The following is a 15,352-nucleotide window of genomic DNA, read 5'->3' on the forward strand; positions in this document are numbered from 1 at the left end:
AGCCTAGGAACCGGCGGCCGCAGGTCGAGGGCTTGCGGCGCTCACGCCGCGGCACTCAGGAACCGAGGTAGCGCCCCGGCCGGTGGTTGAAGGCGAGCACGAGGTTCAGCACCACGACGCCCGCGGCCGAGATCAGCACGTTCAGCGGCGGCACCACGAGCAGCGCCGCGACGACCACGCAGGCGTCGAGCGCCATCATCACGTAGCCCGCCCGCCAGCCGAGCCGCTCCTGCGCGAGGAGGGCCAGGATGCTGAAGCCGCCGAGGCTCGAGCCGTGCCGGAACAGGATCAGCAGGCCGATGCCCGCGAGCACGTCCCCGGTGAGCACCCCGTAGACCGGGTCGATCCGGATCGTGCCGAACGCGAGCGGGTGCAGCCCGGCGAGCACCGACACCAGCACGATCGAGGACATCGTCCGGAGGGTGAAACGCCAGCCCTTCTTCCAGAGCGAGAGCGCCAGGAACGGCAGGTTGACGACGACCAGGATCACACCGAACGGGATCGGCGCGACGTAGCCCAGCAGCAGCGCGAGCCCCGCGGTCCCGCCGGTCACCGCCTCGCTCGAGCGGAGCAGGAACAGGCCCAGCGACACGACGAACGCCCCCGTCACGAGCCCGAAGACGTCCTCGAAGCGGCTGTGCGGCACAGGGAGAGGGGCGTCGGTCACCGGGAGATGCTGTCACACCCGCGTTGCCGGAGCGTTTCGTCCGCCCCGGTCCCGCCCTCGTAGGATGACCCGGTGCTGCCGAAGATCCTGCTGTTCTACCGCTTCGTGCCGCTCGCCGACCCCGAATCCGTCCGGCTGTGGCAGCGCGAGCTCGCCGAGCACCTCGGCCTGCGCGGCCGGGTCCTGCTCTCGAAGGACGGCGTCAACGGCACTCTCGGCGGCGAGATGGGCGCGCTCAAGCGCTGGGTCCGCCGCACCCGCGAGCACTCCGCCTTCCGCGGTCTCGAGGTGAAGTGGAGCGACGGCACGGGCCTGGACGACGAGGGCCGCAGCGTCGACTTCCCCGGCCTCTCGGTGAAGGTGCGCGAGGAGATCGTGTCGTTCGGCGCGCCCGAGGAGCTGCGGGTGGACGAGTCCGGCGTCGTCGGCACCGGCACCCGGCTCGCCCCCGACGAGCTCGACGCCCTGGTGGCCGAGCGCGAGGACGTGGTGTTCTTCGACGGCCGCAACGCCTTCGAGGCCGAGATCGGCCGCTTCGACGGCGCAGTCGTCCCGGGAGTGGCGAGCACCCGCGAGTTCGTCGAGCAGCTCGACTCCGGCGCCTACGACCACCTCAAGGGCCGGCCGGTCGTCACCTACTGCACCGGCGGCATCCGCTGCGAGGTGCTCTCGAGCCTGATGCTCGCCCGCGGCTTCGGCGAGGTGTACCAGCTCGACGGCGGCGTCGTCCGCTACCAGGAGGCCCGTCGCGACACGGGGCTCTGGCGCGGGGCGCTCTACGTCTTCGACGGCCGCGGCTCGCTGACCTTCTCGCCCGACGCGGAGGTGCTCGGCCGCTGCACCGTCTGCGCCGAGCCGACCAGCCGGATGCGCAACTGCACCGATCCCGCCTGCCGCGCGCAGCTCGTCGTCTGCGAGGGCTGCGGCGGCGCGGAGTGCGCGGCGCACCGCGCCGACTCCCGGGCGGGGTCTACGGTCGAGGGATGAGCATCGAAGCGCGCGGCCGCACCCTCGTCGACCTCCACACCGCCCCCGAGCTGCTGAGCGTGGTGAACGTCTGGGACGTGATCTCGGCCACCACGATCACCGCCCTTCCCGAGACCCGGGCGCTCGCGACCGCGAGCCACTCGATCGCCGCGACCTTCGGCTACGAGGACGGCGAGCGGATCCCGCTCGACCTGCACCTGAGCATGATCGAGCGGATCGTCGCCGCGGTCGACGTCCCCGTCTCCGCCGACCTCGAGGCCGGCTACGGCGACGCCGGCGAGACGATCCGCCGCGCCATCGAGGTCGGCGTCGTCGGCGCCAACCTCGAGGACCAGGCGAAGCCGCTCGCCGAGGCGCTGCGCTCGGTGGAGAAGGCGGTCGCCGCGGCCGAGGAGGAGGCCGTGCCCTTCGCCCTGAACGCCCGCACCGACGTCTTCCTCCGCGCGGGCGACCGCGACCGCGGCGAGGTGCTGGCCGACGCGATCGAGCGCGGACGCGCCTACCTCGACGCCGGAGCGACCTGCTTCTTCGTCCCGGGCCTGCTGCAGGACGCCGAGCTCGAGGCGCTCGTCGCCGCGCTCGGCCGTCAGCGGGTCAGCGTGATCGGCGTCCCCGGCTCGCAGTCGCCCGCGCGCCTCGAGGAGCTCGGCCTCGCCCGCGTCTCCTACGGCCCGTGGACGCAGCGCGTCGCGCTGACCGCCCTGCAGGACACGGCGACCGCCCTCTACGCCGGTGGCGCGCTGCCCGAGGGCACCCGTCCGCTGAACTGACGCCGCGCTCGGGCGCGCCTCGCGCGCTCGGGCGTAGCGTGGGCTCATGTTCCGAGCCGTCGTCGTCGAGCAGCAGTCCTCCTCCGACACCGAGACCCCGAATCGCGCACGACTGACCGAGCGGGACGACCCCGACCGGTCGCACGGCGATGTGACCCTCGCCGTCGAGTACTCGAGCGTGAACTACAAGGACGCCCTCGCCCTCGCCGGGCGACCGGGGGTGGTGCGCCGCACCCCGCTGATCGCGGGCATCGACGTCGTCGGCACGGTCGAGTACGCCGACGGGGCCGCGGCCGAGCGCTTCGACTCCGGCGACCGGGTCGTGCTCAACGGCGCCGGCCTCGGCGAGCGCTTCGACGGCGGACTCACCGAGCGGGCGCGGGTCGACTCCGCCTCGCTGCTGCGCATCCCCGGCGCGATCTCCTCCGCCCGGGCCGGCGCGATCGGCACCGCGGGCTTCACCGCGATGCTCGCCGTCCTCGCGCTCGAGCGCCACGGCGTGCGACCGGGCGACGGACCGGTGCTGGTCACCGGCGCTTCGGGCGGCGTCGGCTCGATCGCCGTAGCGGTGCTGTCCGCGCTCGGCCACGAGGTCGTCGCCGCGACCGGCCGCGCGGACGAGCACGGCGACCTCCTCCGCCGCCTCGGCGCGACGGAGGTCCTCGACCGGGCCGAGCTGTCCGAGAAGGGCAAGCCGCTGCAGTCCGAGCGCTGGGCAGGCGCGGTCGACTCGGCCGGCTCGCACACCCTGGCCAACGCCCTCGCGCAGACCCGCTGGGGCGGCACTGTGGCCGCCTGCGGCCTCGCGCAGGGCGGCGACCTGCCCGCGACGGTGATGCCGTTCATCCTGCGCGGCGTGACGCTCGCGGGCATCAACTCGGTGGAGGCGCCGCGGAAGCTCCGCGAGGAGGCCTGGCGCCGGCTCGCGCACGACCTCGACCTGGAGCTGCTCGACGGGCTGACCTCGACGGTGCCTCTGGAGGGCTCGCTGGACGCCGCGGCCGACCTGCTCGCCGGGCGCGCGCACGGGCGCACGCTGGTCGACGTCCGGGGCTGACGCTCCTACTCGGCGGCCTCGGTCGCACCGCTGGGCTCGGCGGAGGCGTGGCCGACGGAGGAGTCGGGGCGCGGCTTCGCGGCGGGCTTCTTCGGGGTGGGCTTCTTCGCTGCGGGCTTCTCGGCGGCGGGCTTCTTGGTGGCGGGCTCCTCGGCCGCAGGCGCCTCGGTGCCGGGCTTCTCGGCGATCGGCTTCTCGGGCGCCGGCTTCTTCGCGGGCGCCTTCTTCGCCGCGGGCTTCTTCGCGGCGGGCTCCTTCTCGGCCGGCTTCTCCTCCGCGGGCGTCGTCTCCGCCTGCTTCGTCTCCTCCGCCTGCGCCGCGGCCAGGCGCTCGGCGGCCTGCTCGGCGACGGCGGGCACGACGACGAGGTCGTCCGTCTCGATCACCGGGATCGCGGAGGTCGCGGTGCCCAGCTGCAGCGCCGCGATCAGCTCCGGCGCGTGCTTCGTGCTGACGATCAGGCGCGAGTACTCCTCGCCGACCAGATCGATCACGACCGCCGCGGCCGTGCGCTTGATCAGCAGGAAGTCCTTGCCGCCGTGGAACTTCCAGGTCCCCGCCGCGATCGTGAGCGGCACCGCGGTCCCCGGCGCCCGGATCCCGCGCACCCAGATCCACGGATCCTCGGTGACGGTCGCCGAGCGGATGCTGGCGCGCTCGACGACGACGTCGCCGCGGTGCAGGGCGAGCAGCCGTTCGGCACGGGTCAGGCGGAGTTCGAGGCGGTCGGGGAGCACGGTCACGACGGGCATGCCCCTAGTCTGCCCCGACCGTCGCACTCGGCGCCCGGGGGTCGCAGTGGCAGCATGGAGGGATGGCGAGGGATCCGGACGAGCAGCGCCTCCTCGACGCGCGCCTCGCCGAGCGGCAGGCCGAGGCTCGACGCGAGGCGGCGGCACTCGACGAGTCCCTCCGCGAGCTCCTCCTCGACCGCGCCGACGGCACCGCCGACGACGAGCACGATCCGGAGGGCACTCCGCTCTCCGCCGAGTGGTCGCGGATGGCCGGGGTGCGCGACGCCCTCGCCCGCACCGAGCGCGACCTCGCCGCCGCCCGCGCGCGCCTGGCCGCCGGCGACTACGGCGACTGCGCCCGCTGCGGCCTCCCGATCGGCGCCGCCCGCCTCGAGGCCCGCCCCACCGCCGACCTCTGCATCGCCTGCGCCCGCGCCGCCGAGTCCCGCCGCCGCTGACACTCCCGCGACGCCGATCGGAGTCGGCGCCTGCGCAGTGCGGTCTCTGAGGACGGATCACCTGTCGGTCTGAGCTCATCCCTGCTGATCGAGTAGCCCGCGCAGCGGGCGTATCGAGATCCGCCGCCGTCAGAAGCCGAGTCTGCAGACCCGCCCTGCTGAGGACGGTGGGTCTCGATACGCCCCTTCGGGGCTACTCGACCAGCATGAAAGCGGGGTCCCGTCCAAGGAGAAGGACTTGGAAGTGCACGCGCGCCTACTCCTCGTCCGGTGCCGACCGGCGCCGCCCGCCTCGAGGCCCGCCCCACCGCCGACCTTTGCATCGCCTGCGCCCGCGCCGCCGAGTCCCGCCGCCGCTGACGGCCCTGTCCGCGCTCTCACCTGAAGGCCCCCACAGGCCGAGACGTGCAGAAACCCGGGTGCTCCTGCGAGAGTTCACATGCGGTCGTACCCCCGATGGGTGGTCCCGCTCCCCCTCCCCCCTTCTCCCGCCTCTCGAAAGGCCTCCTCCGCATGACCGAGACGTCGTCCGACCGCGTGACCGGCGCCCCTCCGGCCCCCGACCGGCGCGCCTGGCGCTCCCTCGTGGTCCTCCTGGCGGGCATGTTCATCGCCCTGCTCGACACCACCATCGTCAACGTCGCGCTGCCGACGATCCGCACGACTCTGGACGCCTCCGAGTCCACACTCTCCTGGATCATCTCGGGCTACGCACTCGCGTTCGGCCTCGCGCTGATCCCGGCCGGCCGCCTCGGCGACCGCTTCGGGCACAAGTGGGTCTTCGTCAGCGGCGTCGCACTGTTCACCGTCGCGAGCTTCGCCTGCGGCCTGGCGGCCGACGACGTCCAGCTCGTCATCGCGCGCGTCGTGCAGGGCCTCGCGGGCGGAATCTTCGTCCCCGCGGTCAACGCCTACATCCAGATCCTCTTCCGCGGCCCCGCCCGCGGCAAGGCGTTCGCCGTGATGGGCGCCGTCCTCGGCGTCTCGTCGGCGCTGGGCCCGATCATCGGCGGCCTGATCATCCAGGCCTTCGGCGACGAGAACGGCTGGCGCCTGGTCTTCTGGGTCAACCTGCCGATCGGCGTCGCGACCCTGATCGCCGCCGCGATGCTGCTGCCGACCCGCCGCGAGCTCGGCGCCGCGGACCGCGCCCCGAGCGGCGGCGTCGACTGGCTCGGCCTGATCCTGGTCTCGGGCGGCCTCGTCGCCCTGCTCGTGCCGCTGATCCAGGGCGAGGACGAGGGCTGGCCGCTCTGGACCTTCCTCTCGATCGCCGGCGGCGTCATCCTCCTCGCCGCGTTCGGCGCCTGGGAGGTCGCGTACACCCGCCGCGGCCGCGCGCCGCTCGTGCCGCCGACCCTGTTCCGCCACCCCGCCTTCACCGGCGGCGTGATCCTGGCGCTGGTCTACTTCGCGGCCTTCACGAGCATCTTCTTCACCATCTCGCTGCTCTGGCAGTCCGGCCTCGGCCACACCGCGCTGGAGTCGGGCCTGGTCTCGATCCCGTTCGCGATCGGCAGCATCGTCAGCTCCTCGCAGAGCAACCGCCTCACCGCGAAGCTCGGCCGCAACGTCCTCGTGCTCGGCAGCGGACTGCTCGCCGTCGGCCTGATCTGGGTGTGGCTGGTGCTGCTGACCGCGACGCCGGACTCGATCACCAACTGGCAGCTGCTCGCGCCGCTGTTCATCGCGGGCGTCGGCAACGGCTTCTTCATCGCGCCGAACGTGCAGTTCATCGTCTCGACGGTCGACCCGCAGGACGCGGGCGCGGCGAGCGGTGTCATCTCGGCGATCCAGCGGATCGGCTCCGCGGTCGGCATCGCCGCGATCGGCAGCATCCTCTTCGGCGGCCTGGTGATCACCGGTCCGGACACCGTCGCCTCGGGCTTCCTCGACGCCGCGGCCCCGGCCATGCTGGTCAGCGCGCTGATGGCGATCGCGGCCTTCGCACTGGTCTTCGTCCTGCCGAAGTCGGTGTCGCGCCGGGGCTGACCCCGGCACGACCGTCTACTCCTGCGGGCGCGCTGCCGCCGCGGCCTTCGCGGCGGCCGGCAGCGCGTCGACGATCCGGCCGATCGCCGCATCGTCGTGCGCGGCCGAGACGAACCACGCCTCGAACACCGACGGCGGCAGCGAGACGCCCGCGTCGAGCATCGCGTGGAAGAAAGCCGGGTAGCGGAACGACTCCTGGGCCTGGACCTGCGCGTAGTCGCGGACCGGTCCGCCGATGTCGGTGAACATGAAGCTGAAGAGGCTGCCCGCGCTCTGCACCGTGTGCACGACGCCCTCGGCCGAGAGCGCGGCGGAGACCTCGCGCTGCAGCGTCAGGGACGTGCTGTCGAGCGCGGCGTAGACGGCGTCGTCGGCGAGCTGCAGGGTGCGGATGCCCGCGGCCACGGCGACCGGATTCCCCGAAAGAGTGCCCGCCTGATACACCGGCCCGAGCGGGGCCAGGTGGTCCATCACGTCCGCGCGGCCGCCGAGCGCCGCGACCGGCATGCCGCCGCCGATGACCTTGCCGAAGGTGTAGAGGTCGGCGACGTAGGGCGCCTCGGCACCATCGGCACCGGCGCCGGCGTTCTCGAGCCCCCACCAGCCGCCGGCGCTGACGCGGAAGCCGGTCAGCACCTCGTCCATGATCAGCAGCGAGCCGTTGGCGTGCACGAGCTCGGCGAGCGCCGCATTGAAGCCCGGCGCGGGCGGGACGACCCCCATGTTCGCAGCGGCCGCCTCGGTGATCACGGCGGCGATCTCGGAGCCGCGCTCGGCGAGGACGGCGCGCACTGCGTCGAGGTCGTTGTAGGGCAGCACGATCGTCTGCGCCGCGGTGGCCGCGGTGACGCCGGCCGAGGCGGGCAGGGCGAGCGTCGCGAGGCCGGAGCCGGCGTCGGCGAGCAGGCCGTCGGAGTGGCCGTGGTAGTGACCGGAGAACTTGATCAGCAGGTCGCGGCCGGTGACCCCGCGGGCCAGGCGGATCGCGGTCATCGTCGCCTCGGTGCCCGTGGACACCAGGCGGAGCTTCTCGACCGGCGAGACCCCGCCGGCCGTGATCCGCGCCTCCACCAGCTCGGCCAGCTCGGTCTCGGCCGGGGTGGACGCGCCGAAGGAGAGACCGCGCGCCGCCGCCTCCTGCACCGCGGCGACGACCTCGGGGTGCGCGTGGCCGAGCACGGCCGGGCCCCAGGAGCAGACGAGGTCGACGTACTCGCGGCCGTCCGCGTCGGTGATGTACGGGCCGGTCGCCGACACCATGAACCTCGGGGTGCCGCCGACCGAGCGGAAGGCCCTGACCGGCGAGTTGACGCCTCCGGGGATCGCGTGCCGGGCACGCTCGTACAGGGTGTCGTTCGCGGTGGGAGTCACCCGACCACGATACGGCGCGGACCCTTCACGGAGGATGTGCCTACTTCAGCAGATCGTTCGCGAGCTCGACCGCCCAGTAGGTGAGCACGGCGTCGGCCCCGGCGCGGACGATGCCGGTGACCGACTCCACGATCGCGGCCTCGCGGTGGATCCAGCCGTTCGCGGCGGCGGCCTCGATCATCGCGTACTCGCCGGACACCTGGTAAGCCCAGACCGGCACGTCCGAGATCGCGGCGACGTCGGAGAGCACGTCGAGGTAGGACATCGCGGGCTTCACCATCACGACGTCCGCGCCCTCGGCGAGGTCGAGCGTCGCCTCGCGCAGCCCTTCGCGGCGGTTCGCCGGGTCCTGCTGGTAGGTGCGGCGGTCGCCCTCGAGGGTGGACTGGACGGCCTCGCGGAAGGGGCCGTAGAAGCTGGAGGCGTACTTCGCGGAGTAGGCGAGGATCGCGGTGTCGAGGTGCCCGGCGCCGTCGAGGGCCGCGCGGATCGCCCCGACCTGGCCGTCCATCATCCCGGACAGCCCGAGCAGGTGCGAGCCGGCCTCGGCCTGCGCGAGCGCCATCTGCTCGTAGCGGAGCAGCGTCGCGTCGTTGTCGACCCGGCCGCGCTCGTCGAGCACGCCGCAGTGGCCGTGATCGGTGAACTCGTCGAGGCACAGGTCGGTCTGCACGACGAGCGCGTCGCCGACCTCCTCGACGACGACCCGCGTGGCGGCGTTGAGCACGCCGTCCGGATCGGTGGCTCCGGAGCCCACCGCGTCGCGCGTGGTCGGCACGCCGAAGAGCATGACGCCGCCGAGCCCGGCCTCGGCCGCCTCGGTCACCGCCCGCCGCACGCTGTCGAGCGACTGGTGCGACACCCCCGGCATCGAGCCGATCGGCTGAGGTTCCGTGATCCCCTCGGCGACGAAGAGCGGGAGGACGAGCTGGGCGGGGTGGACGCGCGTCTCCCGCACGAGCCGGCGCAGGGCCGGGGTCGTGCGGAGGCGCCGCGGGCGGATCGCGGTCATGCCTCCAGCCTAGGCCGGGCTCGCGTCGCGCCCCCTGACCGCGGAACATCGACTCCTCCCCAGGATCGTCTCGTGGTCCTTCCTGCACAGATCACCGACGAGCGCCCGCACCGAGGCGGCGTTCCGCCACCGTCGACTCCATGAACGGAGTCGACTCTCTCCTCGCCTCGAGCGGCGGATTCGCTCCCGCGAGCGCCTTTCGCGCCGCCGGCGTAGACCGGTCTGCGGTCGAGCGCGCTCTGTCGACGGGCGAGATCGTCCGCGTGCGGCGCGGCTGGTACGCGATGGCCGGAGCGCCCGAGGCCGAACTCGCCGCCGTGCGCGCGGGCGGAGTCCTCACGTGCGTCTCTCTCCTGCACGCTCTCGGGCTCTGGACCACCGAGCGACCGGGCCTGCACATCGCGCTCGGCGACTCCTTCGTCCATTCCCTGCGTCCGGGGGCGGTCGGACACTGGCGGCGATGGCCAGGTCAGGGTCGGCGCTCGTTCTCTCAGGACGGGATCGGTGCCGCGATCCTGAATCTCATCACCTGCATCGGTGAGGACGACGCCGTCGTCACGATCGACTCGGCTCTCAACCTGGGCCTGCTCGCCGAGGACGACCTGCCGACGCTCCGCGCGCTCGCTCCGGCGGGGAAGCGGGAGGTCTTCGCCCGTGTCGACGGCCGCAGTCAGTCCGGCCTCGAGACGAAGACCCGCCTGAGCATGCGCCGCCGCAACGTGCCGGTCCGCCCGCAGGTCTTCATCCCGCATGTCGGCCGGGTGGACGAGGTGATCGGCGAGCGGATGATCCTCGAGACCGACGGCTACCGCTACCACTCCAGCATCGAGCAGTTCCACGAGGACCGGCGGCGCGACCTCGAGCTCGCTCGCCAGGAGTACCTCTGCATCCGGCTCGACAACCACCAGATCATGGACGACTGGCCTCGCACCGAAGCAGCCCTCTTCGAGATGATCCGCCGGAACGAGCACATGTGGACTGCTGCGCAGCGCAGGCGCCGGGCACTCGAAACCCTGTGAGCGTCCACCTCGACGAGGGACGGCCGCACAACATCAGCTGAGAAGGGGGTCCCTCCTCTGTCAGCGGAGGCCCACCCGTCTCAGCTGATGTTGTGCGCGAAGAGCGGAGGTCAGCGGGGCGCGCGCTCCGCGGCGACGCCGGCGACGGCCTCGATGAGGGAGGAGGCGGAGCGCTCGTCGGCGACGACGTCGACGCGCAGGCCGAAGGCGCGCGCGTCCTTGGCGGTCTGCGGGCCGATGGCGGCGACGAGGGTCGACTCGGGCACCGGGCCGAGCTGCTTCTGCACCTGCTCGGCCACGCTCCCCGAGGTGATCAGGATGGCGTGGACGGCGCCGCTCGCGACGTCGGCGACGACGCGGTCCTCCACCTGCACGCCGACGGTGCGGTAAGCGACCACCGAGCGCACGTCGTGGCCGATGCGCTTGAGGCCCTCGGTCAGCAGCGGCTTGGCGATCTCGGAGCGCAGCGTCAGCACGCGGAGCGGGTGCTGCCCACCGGTCGCCTGCTCCCACTCGGCGAGCAGGCCCTTCGCGGAGTTGTCCTCGGAGGGCACGAGGTCGACGGAGTAGCCGGCCGCCACGAGCGCCGCGGCCGTGGTCTCGCCGACGGCGGCGACCTTCGTGCCCGCGGGCACGGTCGTGCGCAGGAGCGACAGCACGTCGACCGTGGTCGCGCTCGTCACCGTCATCCAGTCGAAGGCACCGGCCTCGAGGTCGGCCAGAGCCTGCTCCAGCGCCGGGAAGTCGTCGGTCGGCGCGAAGTTGATCATCGGGGCGACGACGGGCGACGCGCCCTTCGCACGGAGGGCACCGGCGACGCCGTCTCCCCACGGACCTCCGCGGGGGACGAGGACACGCCAGCCCTGCAACGGCTTCTCCCACTGGGAGTAGGCGGCGGGCACGATCACGAAGGGGCTCCCAGAGGTGCGAGTTGGGCGGCACCCGCACCGAGAAGCGCGTCAGCGAGCAGAGAGCCGCAACGGAACGCGGCTTCGACGACGGGCAGTTCGCGACCACCATACTGCGAAACCGCCAGGTGTCGAGGTCCGTCGACCGAACCGTTATCGACCGGCTCCGCCACCTCCCGAGAGAGGGACGCCGAGCCGTCGACCGCGAAGACCACGCCACGGGCCACGACGCGGTCGCCGTCGACCGCCGCGGTCGCGCCGATCGGCGCCGCGCAGCCCGCCTCGAGCACGGCCAGCAGCGCGCGCTCGGCAGTGATCGCCGCACGGGTGGCCGTGTGCTCGACGGCCGCGAGCGCCGCTCGCAGCTCGTCGGAGGGCTCCTCGTCGCGGACCTCGATCGCCAATGCACCCTGACCGGGCGCGTGCGGCGAGACGCCGAAGTCGAGGACCTCGGTGACCGCGTCGGTCCGCCCGAGCCGCCGCAGCCCCGACAGGGCGAGCACGATCGCGTCCAGCGGCGCCGAGCTGCCGGCCGTCACGCGGCCGAGCCGGGTGTCGATGTTCCCGCGGATGTCGACGATCTCGAGGTCGGGACGCGCGGCGAGCAGCGCGGCCCTCCGCCGGGGCGACCCCGTGCCGACCCGCGCACCGCGGGGCAGCGTCGCGAGGGTCGCCCCGTCGCGGGCGCAGAGCGCGTCGCGCGGATCCTCGCGCTCGGGCACCGCGCCGAGGACGAGGCCCTCGACCGGTGCCGTCGGCAGGTCCTTCAGCGAGTGCACGATCGCGTCGCAGCGGCCGGCCAGCAGCGCGTCGCGCAGCGCGCTCACGAAGACCCCGGTGCCGCCGAGGGACGCGAGCGAGCCGCGCATCCGGTCGCCGTCGGACTCGATGCGCACCAGCTCGACCGGCACGCCGGCGGCCCGCGCCATCAGGTCCGCCGTCATCCGGGTCTGCGCCACCGCGAGCGCGCTCGCGCGGGTGCCGACTCGGATGCTCACGACTGAGCGCTTCCCGTCACGGTGCGATCCCCGCGAGCGCCGGCTTGAAGCCCGCGCGCACGTTCTCGCAGCAGCCGGGGCGGCAGACGTCGTACCAGGGGCCGAGCGCCGTCATCGACGGACGGTCCTCGACCGGCGTGCCGTTGACCCGCTCCAGGACGAGGTCGACGAGTCCGGAGACGTAGACCGGGTCGGTGCCCGGTGTCGCGACGCGGACGGCGACGAGGCCGTGCTCCTCGGAGGTCTCGAGCGCCTCGTTGTCGAGGTCCCACATGACCTCCATGTGGTCCGAGACGAAGCCGAGCGGCACGATCACGAGCGCCTTGCGGCCCTTGGCGGGCAGCTCGGCGATCGCGTCGTTGATGTCGGGCTCGAGCCAGGGCTGCGTGGGCGGCCCGGAGCGCGACTGGTAGACGAGCTGCCACGGCACGTCCTCCGCGCCGGCGGCCGCCATCACGACCTCCGCGACGGCGAGGTGCTGCGCCTCGTAGGCGCCGCCGTCGCCGAAGTGGTGCACGTCGACGACGGTGCCGTCCTCGTGCCGCTCGTGCGGGCCGCTGCGCGCGGCGTCGGTGGAGGGGATCGAGTGCGTCGCGAAGAGCACCTCGACCTCGGTGGTCGCGTCGAGCCCGGGCAGGCGCGAGCGCAGCTCGTCGAGCCCGTCGTGGACGGCCTTCACGAACGGCATCACGAAGCCGGGGTGGTCGAAGAACTGGCGGACCTTGTCGATCCGCAGCTCGCCCTCGAGGCCGGTCGCGTCGAGCGCGGCCGCGAAGTCCTCGCGGTACTGCCGGCAGGAGGAGAAGGACGAGTAGGCGCTGGTCGCGATGGCGATCAGGTTCGAGAAGCCGCGCTCCTTCGCCTCCGTCACCGCCTCGCTCATGTAGGGCGCCCAGTTGCGGTTGCCCCAGAGCACCGGGAGGTCGATACCGCGGTTCGCGAGCTCGGCCTCCAGGGCGGCCTTGAGCGCGCGGTTCTGGGCGTTGATCGGGCTGACGCCGCCGAAGTGGCGGTAGTGGTGGGCGACCTCCTCGAGGCGCTCCTCCGGGATGCCGCGGCCGCGGGTGACGTTGCGCAGGAACGGGATGACGTCGTCCTGCCCCTCGGGCCCGCCGAAGCCGGCGAGCAGGATCGCGTCGTAGGCGACCGGCTCGGTGACGTGCTCGGGGCCGGACGCCGCGGCGGGCGTCGCGCCGCGGACGAGGACGCCGTCGGTCACCTCGGGGACCGGCTCGGCGAAGTCGCGCGCCTCGGGGGCGGGGACCGTGTTGCTCATCGGAGGACCTCGGCGATCTGGTCGGCCTCGATGCGCCGACCGGTGTAGAAGGGGACTTCCTCGCGCACGTGGCGGCGGGCCTCGGTGGCCCGCAGATCGCGCATGAGGTCGACCAGGTTGACGAGCTCCTCGTCCTCGAGCGCGAGGATCCACTCGTAGTCGCCGAGCGAGAACGAGGCGACCGTGTTGGTCAGCACGGAGCGGAAGCGCGAGCCCTGACGGCCGTGCTGGGCGAGCATGGTGCGGCGCTCCTCCTCGGGGAGGATGTACCACTCGTAGGAGCGGACGAACGGGTAGACCGTCAGCCAGCGGGCCGGCGCCTTGCCGCGCATGTAGGCGGGGAGGTGGTTCGCGCTGAACTCGGCGTCGCGGTGCACGCCCATCGCGTTCCAGGTGGGCAGCAGCGCGCAGAGCAGCTCGGTGCGGCGCAGCTCGCGGTAGGCGCGCTGCAGCTCCTCGGGCGCGGCTCCGGTGAGCCAGAGCATGATGTCGGCGTCAGCGCGCAGGGCCGAGACGTCGTAGGTGCCGCGCACCGTGACGCCCTCGCCCGCGAGCCGCGCGACGGTGTCCTCGTAGCCGGCGGCCGCCTGGGCGGCCTCGTCGGCGGAGAGGGTGAACGGGCGTGCGGGATCCCTGCGGAGAACCGCCCAGAGCGTGTATCCCAGGGCCTGATCGGAGTGATCCTGATCGGCGGGGGGCTGCGGCGCCGGAGCGGCGCTCGTGTCGGGGGCGGACTGAACGGGACCCGCCGTGTCGGCGGTCTGATCGGTCATTGATCCATCATCCCTCCGCTCGTGCGGATGCACAAAAGCGGGAGGGGCTCTGGCGCCGAGGGGTCCGGAGCGCTAGCGATCCGGACCCCTCGGCGCAGGAGGTGAGGCGGGTGGGGTCAGTCCTCGACGACCGCGCGGACGATGCCCCAGACGACGAGGCCCACCGCGGCGGCCGCACCGGCGGCCCCGGCGATCAGCGCCTCGGGGTGGTGCTTGCGCACGACGGACACCTTGCGCTCGAGCGTCCGCTGCACGTTCCGCACCTTGCGCGGGACGTTCACCTTGTACTCGATCGCGTCGAGCGTCGCGGCGAGCTCGGTGCGCGCACGCTCGATGTCGGCCTTCAGCTGGCTCGGCTGGAGCTCCGCCGGGTCGACGAAGCGGGGCGTGGTGCTGGATACAGCGCGATCAGTGGTCATAGCTGCCGACTCCCTTGAACGCCTGGACGTCCTTCTTGATGCTCTCGATCGAGTCCTGCGGAACGGGCGGGACGGCCTTCTTGATCGACTTCACGCCGACCAGGATCAGCACGACCGCCACGAGCAGGAAGAACACGGTCACGATCAGCGCCGACAGCCAGGCGGGGAGCCAGGAGGCGATGCCGATGATCGCGAAGGTGACGAGGGTCGCCCACGCGGTGAGGAGGAAGAAGGCCGCGACCGCGAACAGCGCGACCGCGAGTCCGGCGCTCTTCGCCTTGCCGGACAGCTCGTTCTTGAGGGACGCGATCTCGGCCTTCACGAGCTCGATCACGAGACCGGGGAGGTCGCTGACCAGCTCGCCCAGCGACCGGGCGTTCTTCGGATTGCGTTCGTTCACCACGGGGGCTCCTCGGAGGGTGGTCGTGCCGGGCCTCGGCCGAACGGACGGCCCGGAGGGATGAGGACTACGCCTTGCTGGTGGAGGACGACGACGTCGATCCTCCGGAGCCGGCCGCGGCGGCGGCCTCGTCGACCTTCGACGCGGCCGAGCGGGCCGCGGCGGTCGCCTCGGCCGGGGAGGCGCCCTGCGCCTTCTTGCCGCCGGAGACGGCCTTCACCACGACGTTCCGGACCAGCTCGTAGGCCTTGTCCGAGACGGTGCTGAGCTGCGTCTTGGCGGCTCCGCCGACGGCGCCCGCGACGTCCTGCACGGGCTGCGTCTGCCAGAACTTGTTCGCCGCCGAGGCGATCTGCTCGTACCGCTTGCGACCGGCACGCGCTCCCAGCACGTAGCCGGCTGCGGCTCCTGCCACGAAAAGAATCTTGCCCTTCACGCCTACTCCTCGTCCTGGGCCGCTCTCGCGGCTCGTTCACGCGGTCGATGACCACTCGTGTCGGGGCACGCCGCA

Annotated in this window: 18 protein-coding genes; 7 read left to right on the forward strand and 11 right to left on the reverse strand. The window is 73.0% G+C overall.

The window, feature by feature from the left end:
* Window positions 1–55: 55 nt before the first annotated feature.
* Complete coding sequence (locus tag HQQ86_RS05890) at window positions 56–667, reverse strand: YitT family protein (RefSeq protein ID WP_173287160.1); 612 nt, start codon at window positions 665–667, stop codon at window positions 56–58.
* A 72-nt stretch (window positions 668–739) separates the two neighbouring features.
* Here HQQ86_RS05890 and HQQ86_RS05895 point away from each other — a divergent pair, with 72 nt between their 5' ends.
* The 3 genes from HQQ86_RS05895 to HQQ86_RS05905 are packed head-to-tail and all read left to right on the forward strand — an operon-like array spanning window position 740 to window position 3,481.
* Window positions 740–1,654, forward strand: a complete 915-nt coding sequence (locus HQQ86_RS05895; RefSeq protein WP_367948556.1) for a rhodanese-related sulfurtransferase — start codon at window positions 740–742, stop codon at window positions 1,652–1,654.
* Window positions 1,651–2,424: an isocitrate lyase/phosphoenolpyruvate mutase family protein gene (locus tag HQQ86_RS05900; RefSeq protein ID WP_173287161.1), complete on the forward strand. Its 774-nt coding sequence runs from the start codon at window positions 1,651–1,653 to the stop codon at window positions 2,422–2,424. The genes HQQ86_RS05895 and HQQ86_RS05900 overlap by 4 nt, the downstream gene beginning before the upstream one ends.
* A 46-nt stretch (window positions 2,425–2,470) precedes the next feature.
* Window positions 2,471–3,481, forward strand: a complete 1,011-nt coding sequence (locus HQQ86_RS05905; RefSeq protein ID WP_173287162.1) for an MDR family oxidoreductase — start codon at window positions 2,471–2,473, stop codon at window positions 3,479–3,481.
* 5 nt (window positions 3,482–3,486) lie between these two features.
* Here the strand turns inward: HQQ86_RS05905 and HQQ86_RS21175 are convergent, their stop codons facing one another.
* On the reverse strand, window positions 3,487–4,233 hold the full coding sequence (locus HQQ86_RS21175) for a hypothetical protein (RefSeq protein WP_254071787.1): 747 nt from the start codon (window positions 4,231–4,233) through the stop codon (window positions 3,487–3,489).
* A gap of 62 nt (window positions 4,234–4,295) precedes the next feature.
* On the opposite strand from HQQ86_RS21175, the gene HQQ86_RS21670 reads away from it, so the two are divergent.
* From HQQ86_RS21670 to HQQ86_RS05925, 3 genes are all read left to right on the forward strand, one after another.
* Complete coding sequence (locus tag HQQ86_RS21670) at window positions 4,296–4,673, forward strand: TraR/DksA C4-type zinc finger protein (protein WP_173287163.1); 378 nt, start codon at window positions 4,296–4,298, stop codon at window positions 4,671–4,673.
* Window positions 4,674–4,943: 270 nt separating this feature from the next.
* A complete protein-coding gene (locus HQQ86_RS21960) occupies window positions 4,944–5,033 on the forward strand; it encodes a TraR/DksA C4-type zinc finger protein (protein WP_173287164.1) in 90 nt (29 codons plus the stop codon).
* Between the two features lie 153 nt (window positions 5,034–5,186).
* On the forward strand, window positions 5,187–6,665 hold the full coding sequence (locus tag HQQ86_RS05925; RefSeq protein WP_173287165.1) for an MFS transporter: 1,479 nt from the start codon (window positions 5,187–5,189) through the stop codon (window positions 6,663–6,665).
* 15 nt (window positions 6,666–6,680) lie between these two features.
* On the opposite strand, the gene hemL is transcribed toward HQQ86_RS05925, so the two are convergent.
* Complete coding sequence (gene hemL, locus HQQ86_RS05930; RefSeq protein ID WP_173287166.1) at window positions 6,681–8,036, reverse strand: glutamate-1-semialdehyde 2,1-aminomutase; 1,356 nt, start codon at window positions 8,034–8,036, stop codon at window positions 6,681–6,683.
* A gap of 40 nt (window positions 8,037–8,076) precedes the next feature.
* Window positions 8,077–9,048 (reverse strand): porphobilinogen synthase, encoded by a 972-nt coding sequence (hemB, locus tag HQQ86_RS05935; RefSeq protein ID WP_173287167.1) that lies wholly within the window; start codon window positions 9,046–9,048, stop codon window positions 8,077–8,079.
* Between the two features lie 140 nt (window positions 9,049–9,188).
* Between hemB and HQQ86_RS05940 the strand changes: the two genes are divergently transcribed.
* Entirely contained in the window at window positions 9,189–10,067 is an 879-nt protein-coding gene (locus HQQ86_RS05940) for a type IV toxin-antitoxin system AbiEi family antitoxin domain-containing protein (RefSeq protein ID WP_173287168.1), read from the forward strand.
* 110 nt (window positions 10,068–10,177) lie between these two features.
* On the opposite strand, the gene HQQ86_RS05945 is transcribed toward HQQ86_RS05940, so the two are convergent.
* From HQQ86_RS05945 to HQQ86_RS05975, 7 genes are all read right to left on the reverse strand, one after another.
* Entirely contained in the window at window positions 10,178–10,972 is a 795-nt protein-coding gene (locus tag HQQ86_RS05945; protein ID WP_132435642.1) for a uroporphyrinogen-III synthase, read from the reverse strand.
* Complete coding sequence (hemC, locus tag HQQ86_RS05950; RefSeq protein ID WP_173287169.1) at window positions 10,972–11,973, reverse strand: hydroxymethylbilane synthase; 1,002 nt, start codon at window positions 11,971–11,973, stop codon at window positions 10,972–10,974. The genes HQQ86_RS05945 and hemC overlap by 1 nt, the downstream gene beginning before the upstream one ends.
* 16 nt (window positions 11,974–11,989) lie before the next feature.
* On the reverse strand, window positions 11,990–13,249 hold the full coding sequence (locus tag HQQ86_RS05955) for a ferrochelatase (RefSeq protein WP_173287170.1): 1,260 nt from the start codon (window positions 13,247–13,249) through the stop codon (window positions 11,990–11,992).
* A complete protein-coding gene (hemQ, locus tag HQQ86_RS05960) occupies window positions 13,246–14,022 on the reverse strand; it encodes a hydrogen peroxide-dependent heme synthase (protein WP_173287171.1) in 777 nt (258 codons plus the stop codon). The genes HQQ86_RS05955 and hemQ overlap by 4 nt, the downstream gene beginning before the upstream one ends.
* Window positions 14,023–14,138: 116 nt before the next feature.
* Window positions 14,139–14,441, reverse strand: coding sequence for a DUF3618 domain-containing protein (locus tag HQQ86_RS05965; protein ID WP_123444872.1), 303 nt, complete (start codon window positions 14,439–14,441; stop codon window positions 14,139–14,141).
* Window positions 14,431–14,844, reverse strand: coding sequence for a phage holin family protein (locus HQQ86_RS05970; protein ID WP_123444871.1), 414 nt, complete (start codon window positions 14,842–14,844; stop codon window positions 14,431–14,433). The genes HQQ86_RS05965 and HQQ86_RS05970 overlap by 11 nt, the downstream gene beginning before the upstream one ends.
* A gap of 64 nt (window positions 14,845–14,908) precedes the next feature.
* Window positions 14,909–15,277 carry a hypothetical protein gene (locus HQQ86_RS05975; RefSeq protein WP_216844932.1) on the reverse strand — a complete coding sequence of 123 codons (369 nt, stop codon included), beginning with the start codon at window positions 15,275–15,277 and terminating at the stop codon, window positions 14,909–14,911.
* Window positions 15,278–15,352: the final 75 nt, after the last annotated feature.

Source organism: Rathayibacter sp. VKM Ac-2857, assembly GCF_013205025.1.
GTDB lineage: Bacteria > Actinomycetota > Actinomycetes > Actinomycetales > Microbacteriaceae > Rathayibacter.

Coding starts and splice junctions, on each gene's coding strand:
- HQQ86_RS05900 (WP_173287161.1), top strand. CDS start 1,651: ATGAGCATCGAAGCGCGCGGCCGCACCCTCGTCGACCTCCACACCGCC.
- HQQ86_RS05905 (WP_173287162.1), top strand. CDS start 2,471: ATGTTCCGAGCCGTCGTCGTCGAGCAGCAGTCCTCCTCCGACACCGAG.
- HQQ86_RS21175 (WP_254071787.1), bottom strand. CDS start 4,233: ATGCCCGTCGTGACCGTGCTCCCCGACCGCCTCGAACTCCGCCTGACC.
- HQQ86_RS21670 (WP_173287163.1), top strand. CDS start 4,296: ATGGCGAGGGATCCGGACGAGCAGCGCCTCCTCGACGCGCGCCTCGCC.
- HQQ86_RS05925 (WP_173287165.1), top strand. CDS start 5,187: ATGACCGAGACGTCGTCCGACCGCGTGACCGGCGCCCCTCCGGCCCCC.
- hemB (WP_173287167.1), bottom strand. CDS start 9,048: ATGACCGCGATCCGCCCGCGGCGCCTCCGCACGACCCCGGCCCTGCGC.
- HQQ86_RS05940 (WP_173287168.1), top strand. CDS start 9,189: ATGAACGGAGTCGACTCTCTCCTCGCCTCGAGCGGCGGATTCGCTCCC.
- HQQ86_RS05955 (WP_173287170.1), bottom strand. CDS start 13,249: ATGAGCAACACGGTCCCCGCCCCCGAGGCGCGCGACTTCGCCGAGCCG.
- hemQ (WP_173287171.1), bottom strand. CDS start 14,022: ATGACCGATCAGACCGCCGACACGGCGGGTCCCGTTCAGTCCGCCCCC.
- HQQ86_RS05965 (WP_123444872.1), bottom strand. CDS start 14,441: ATGACCACTGATCGCGCTGTATCCAGCACCACGCCCCGCTTCGTCGAC.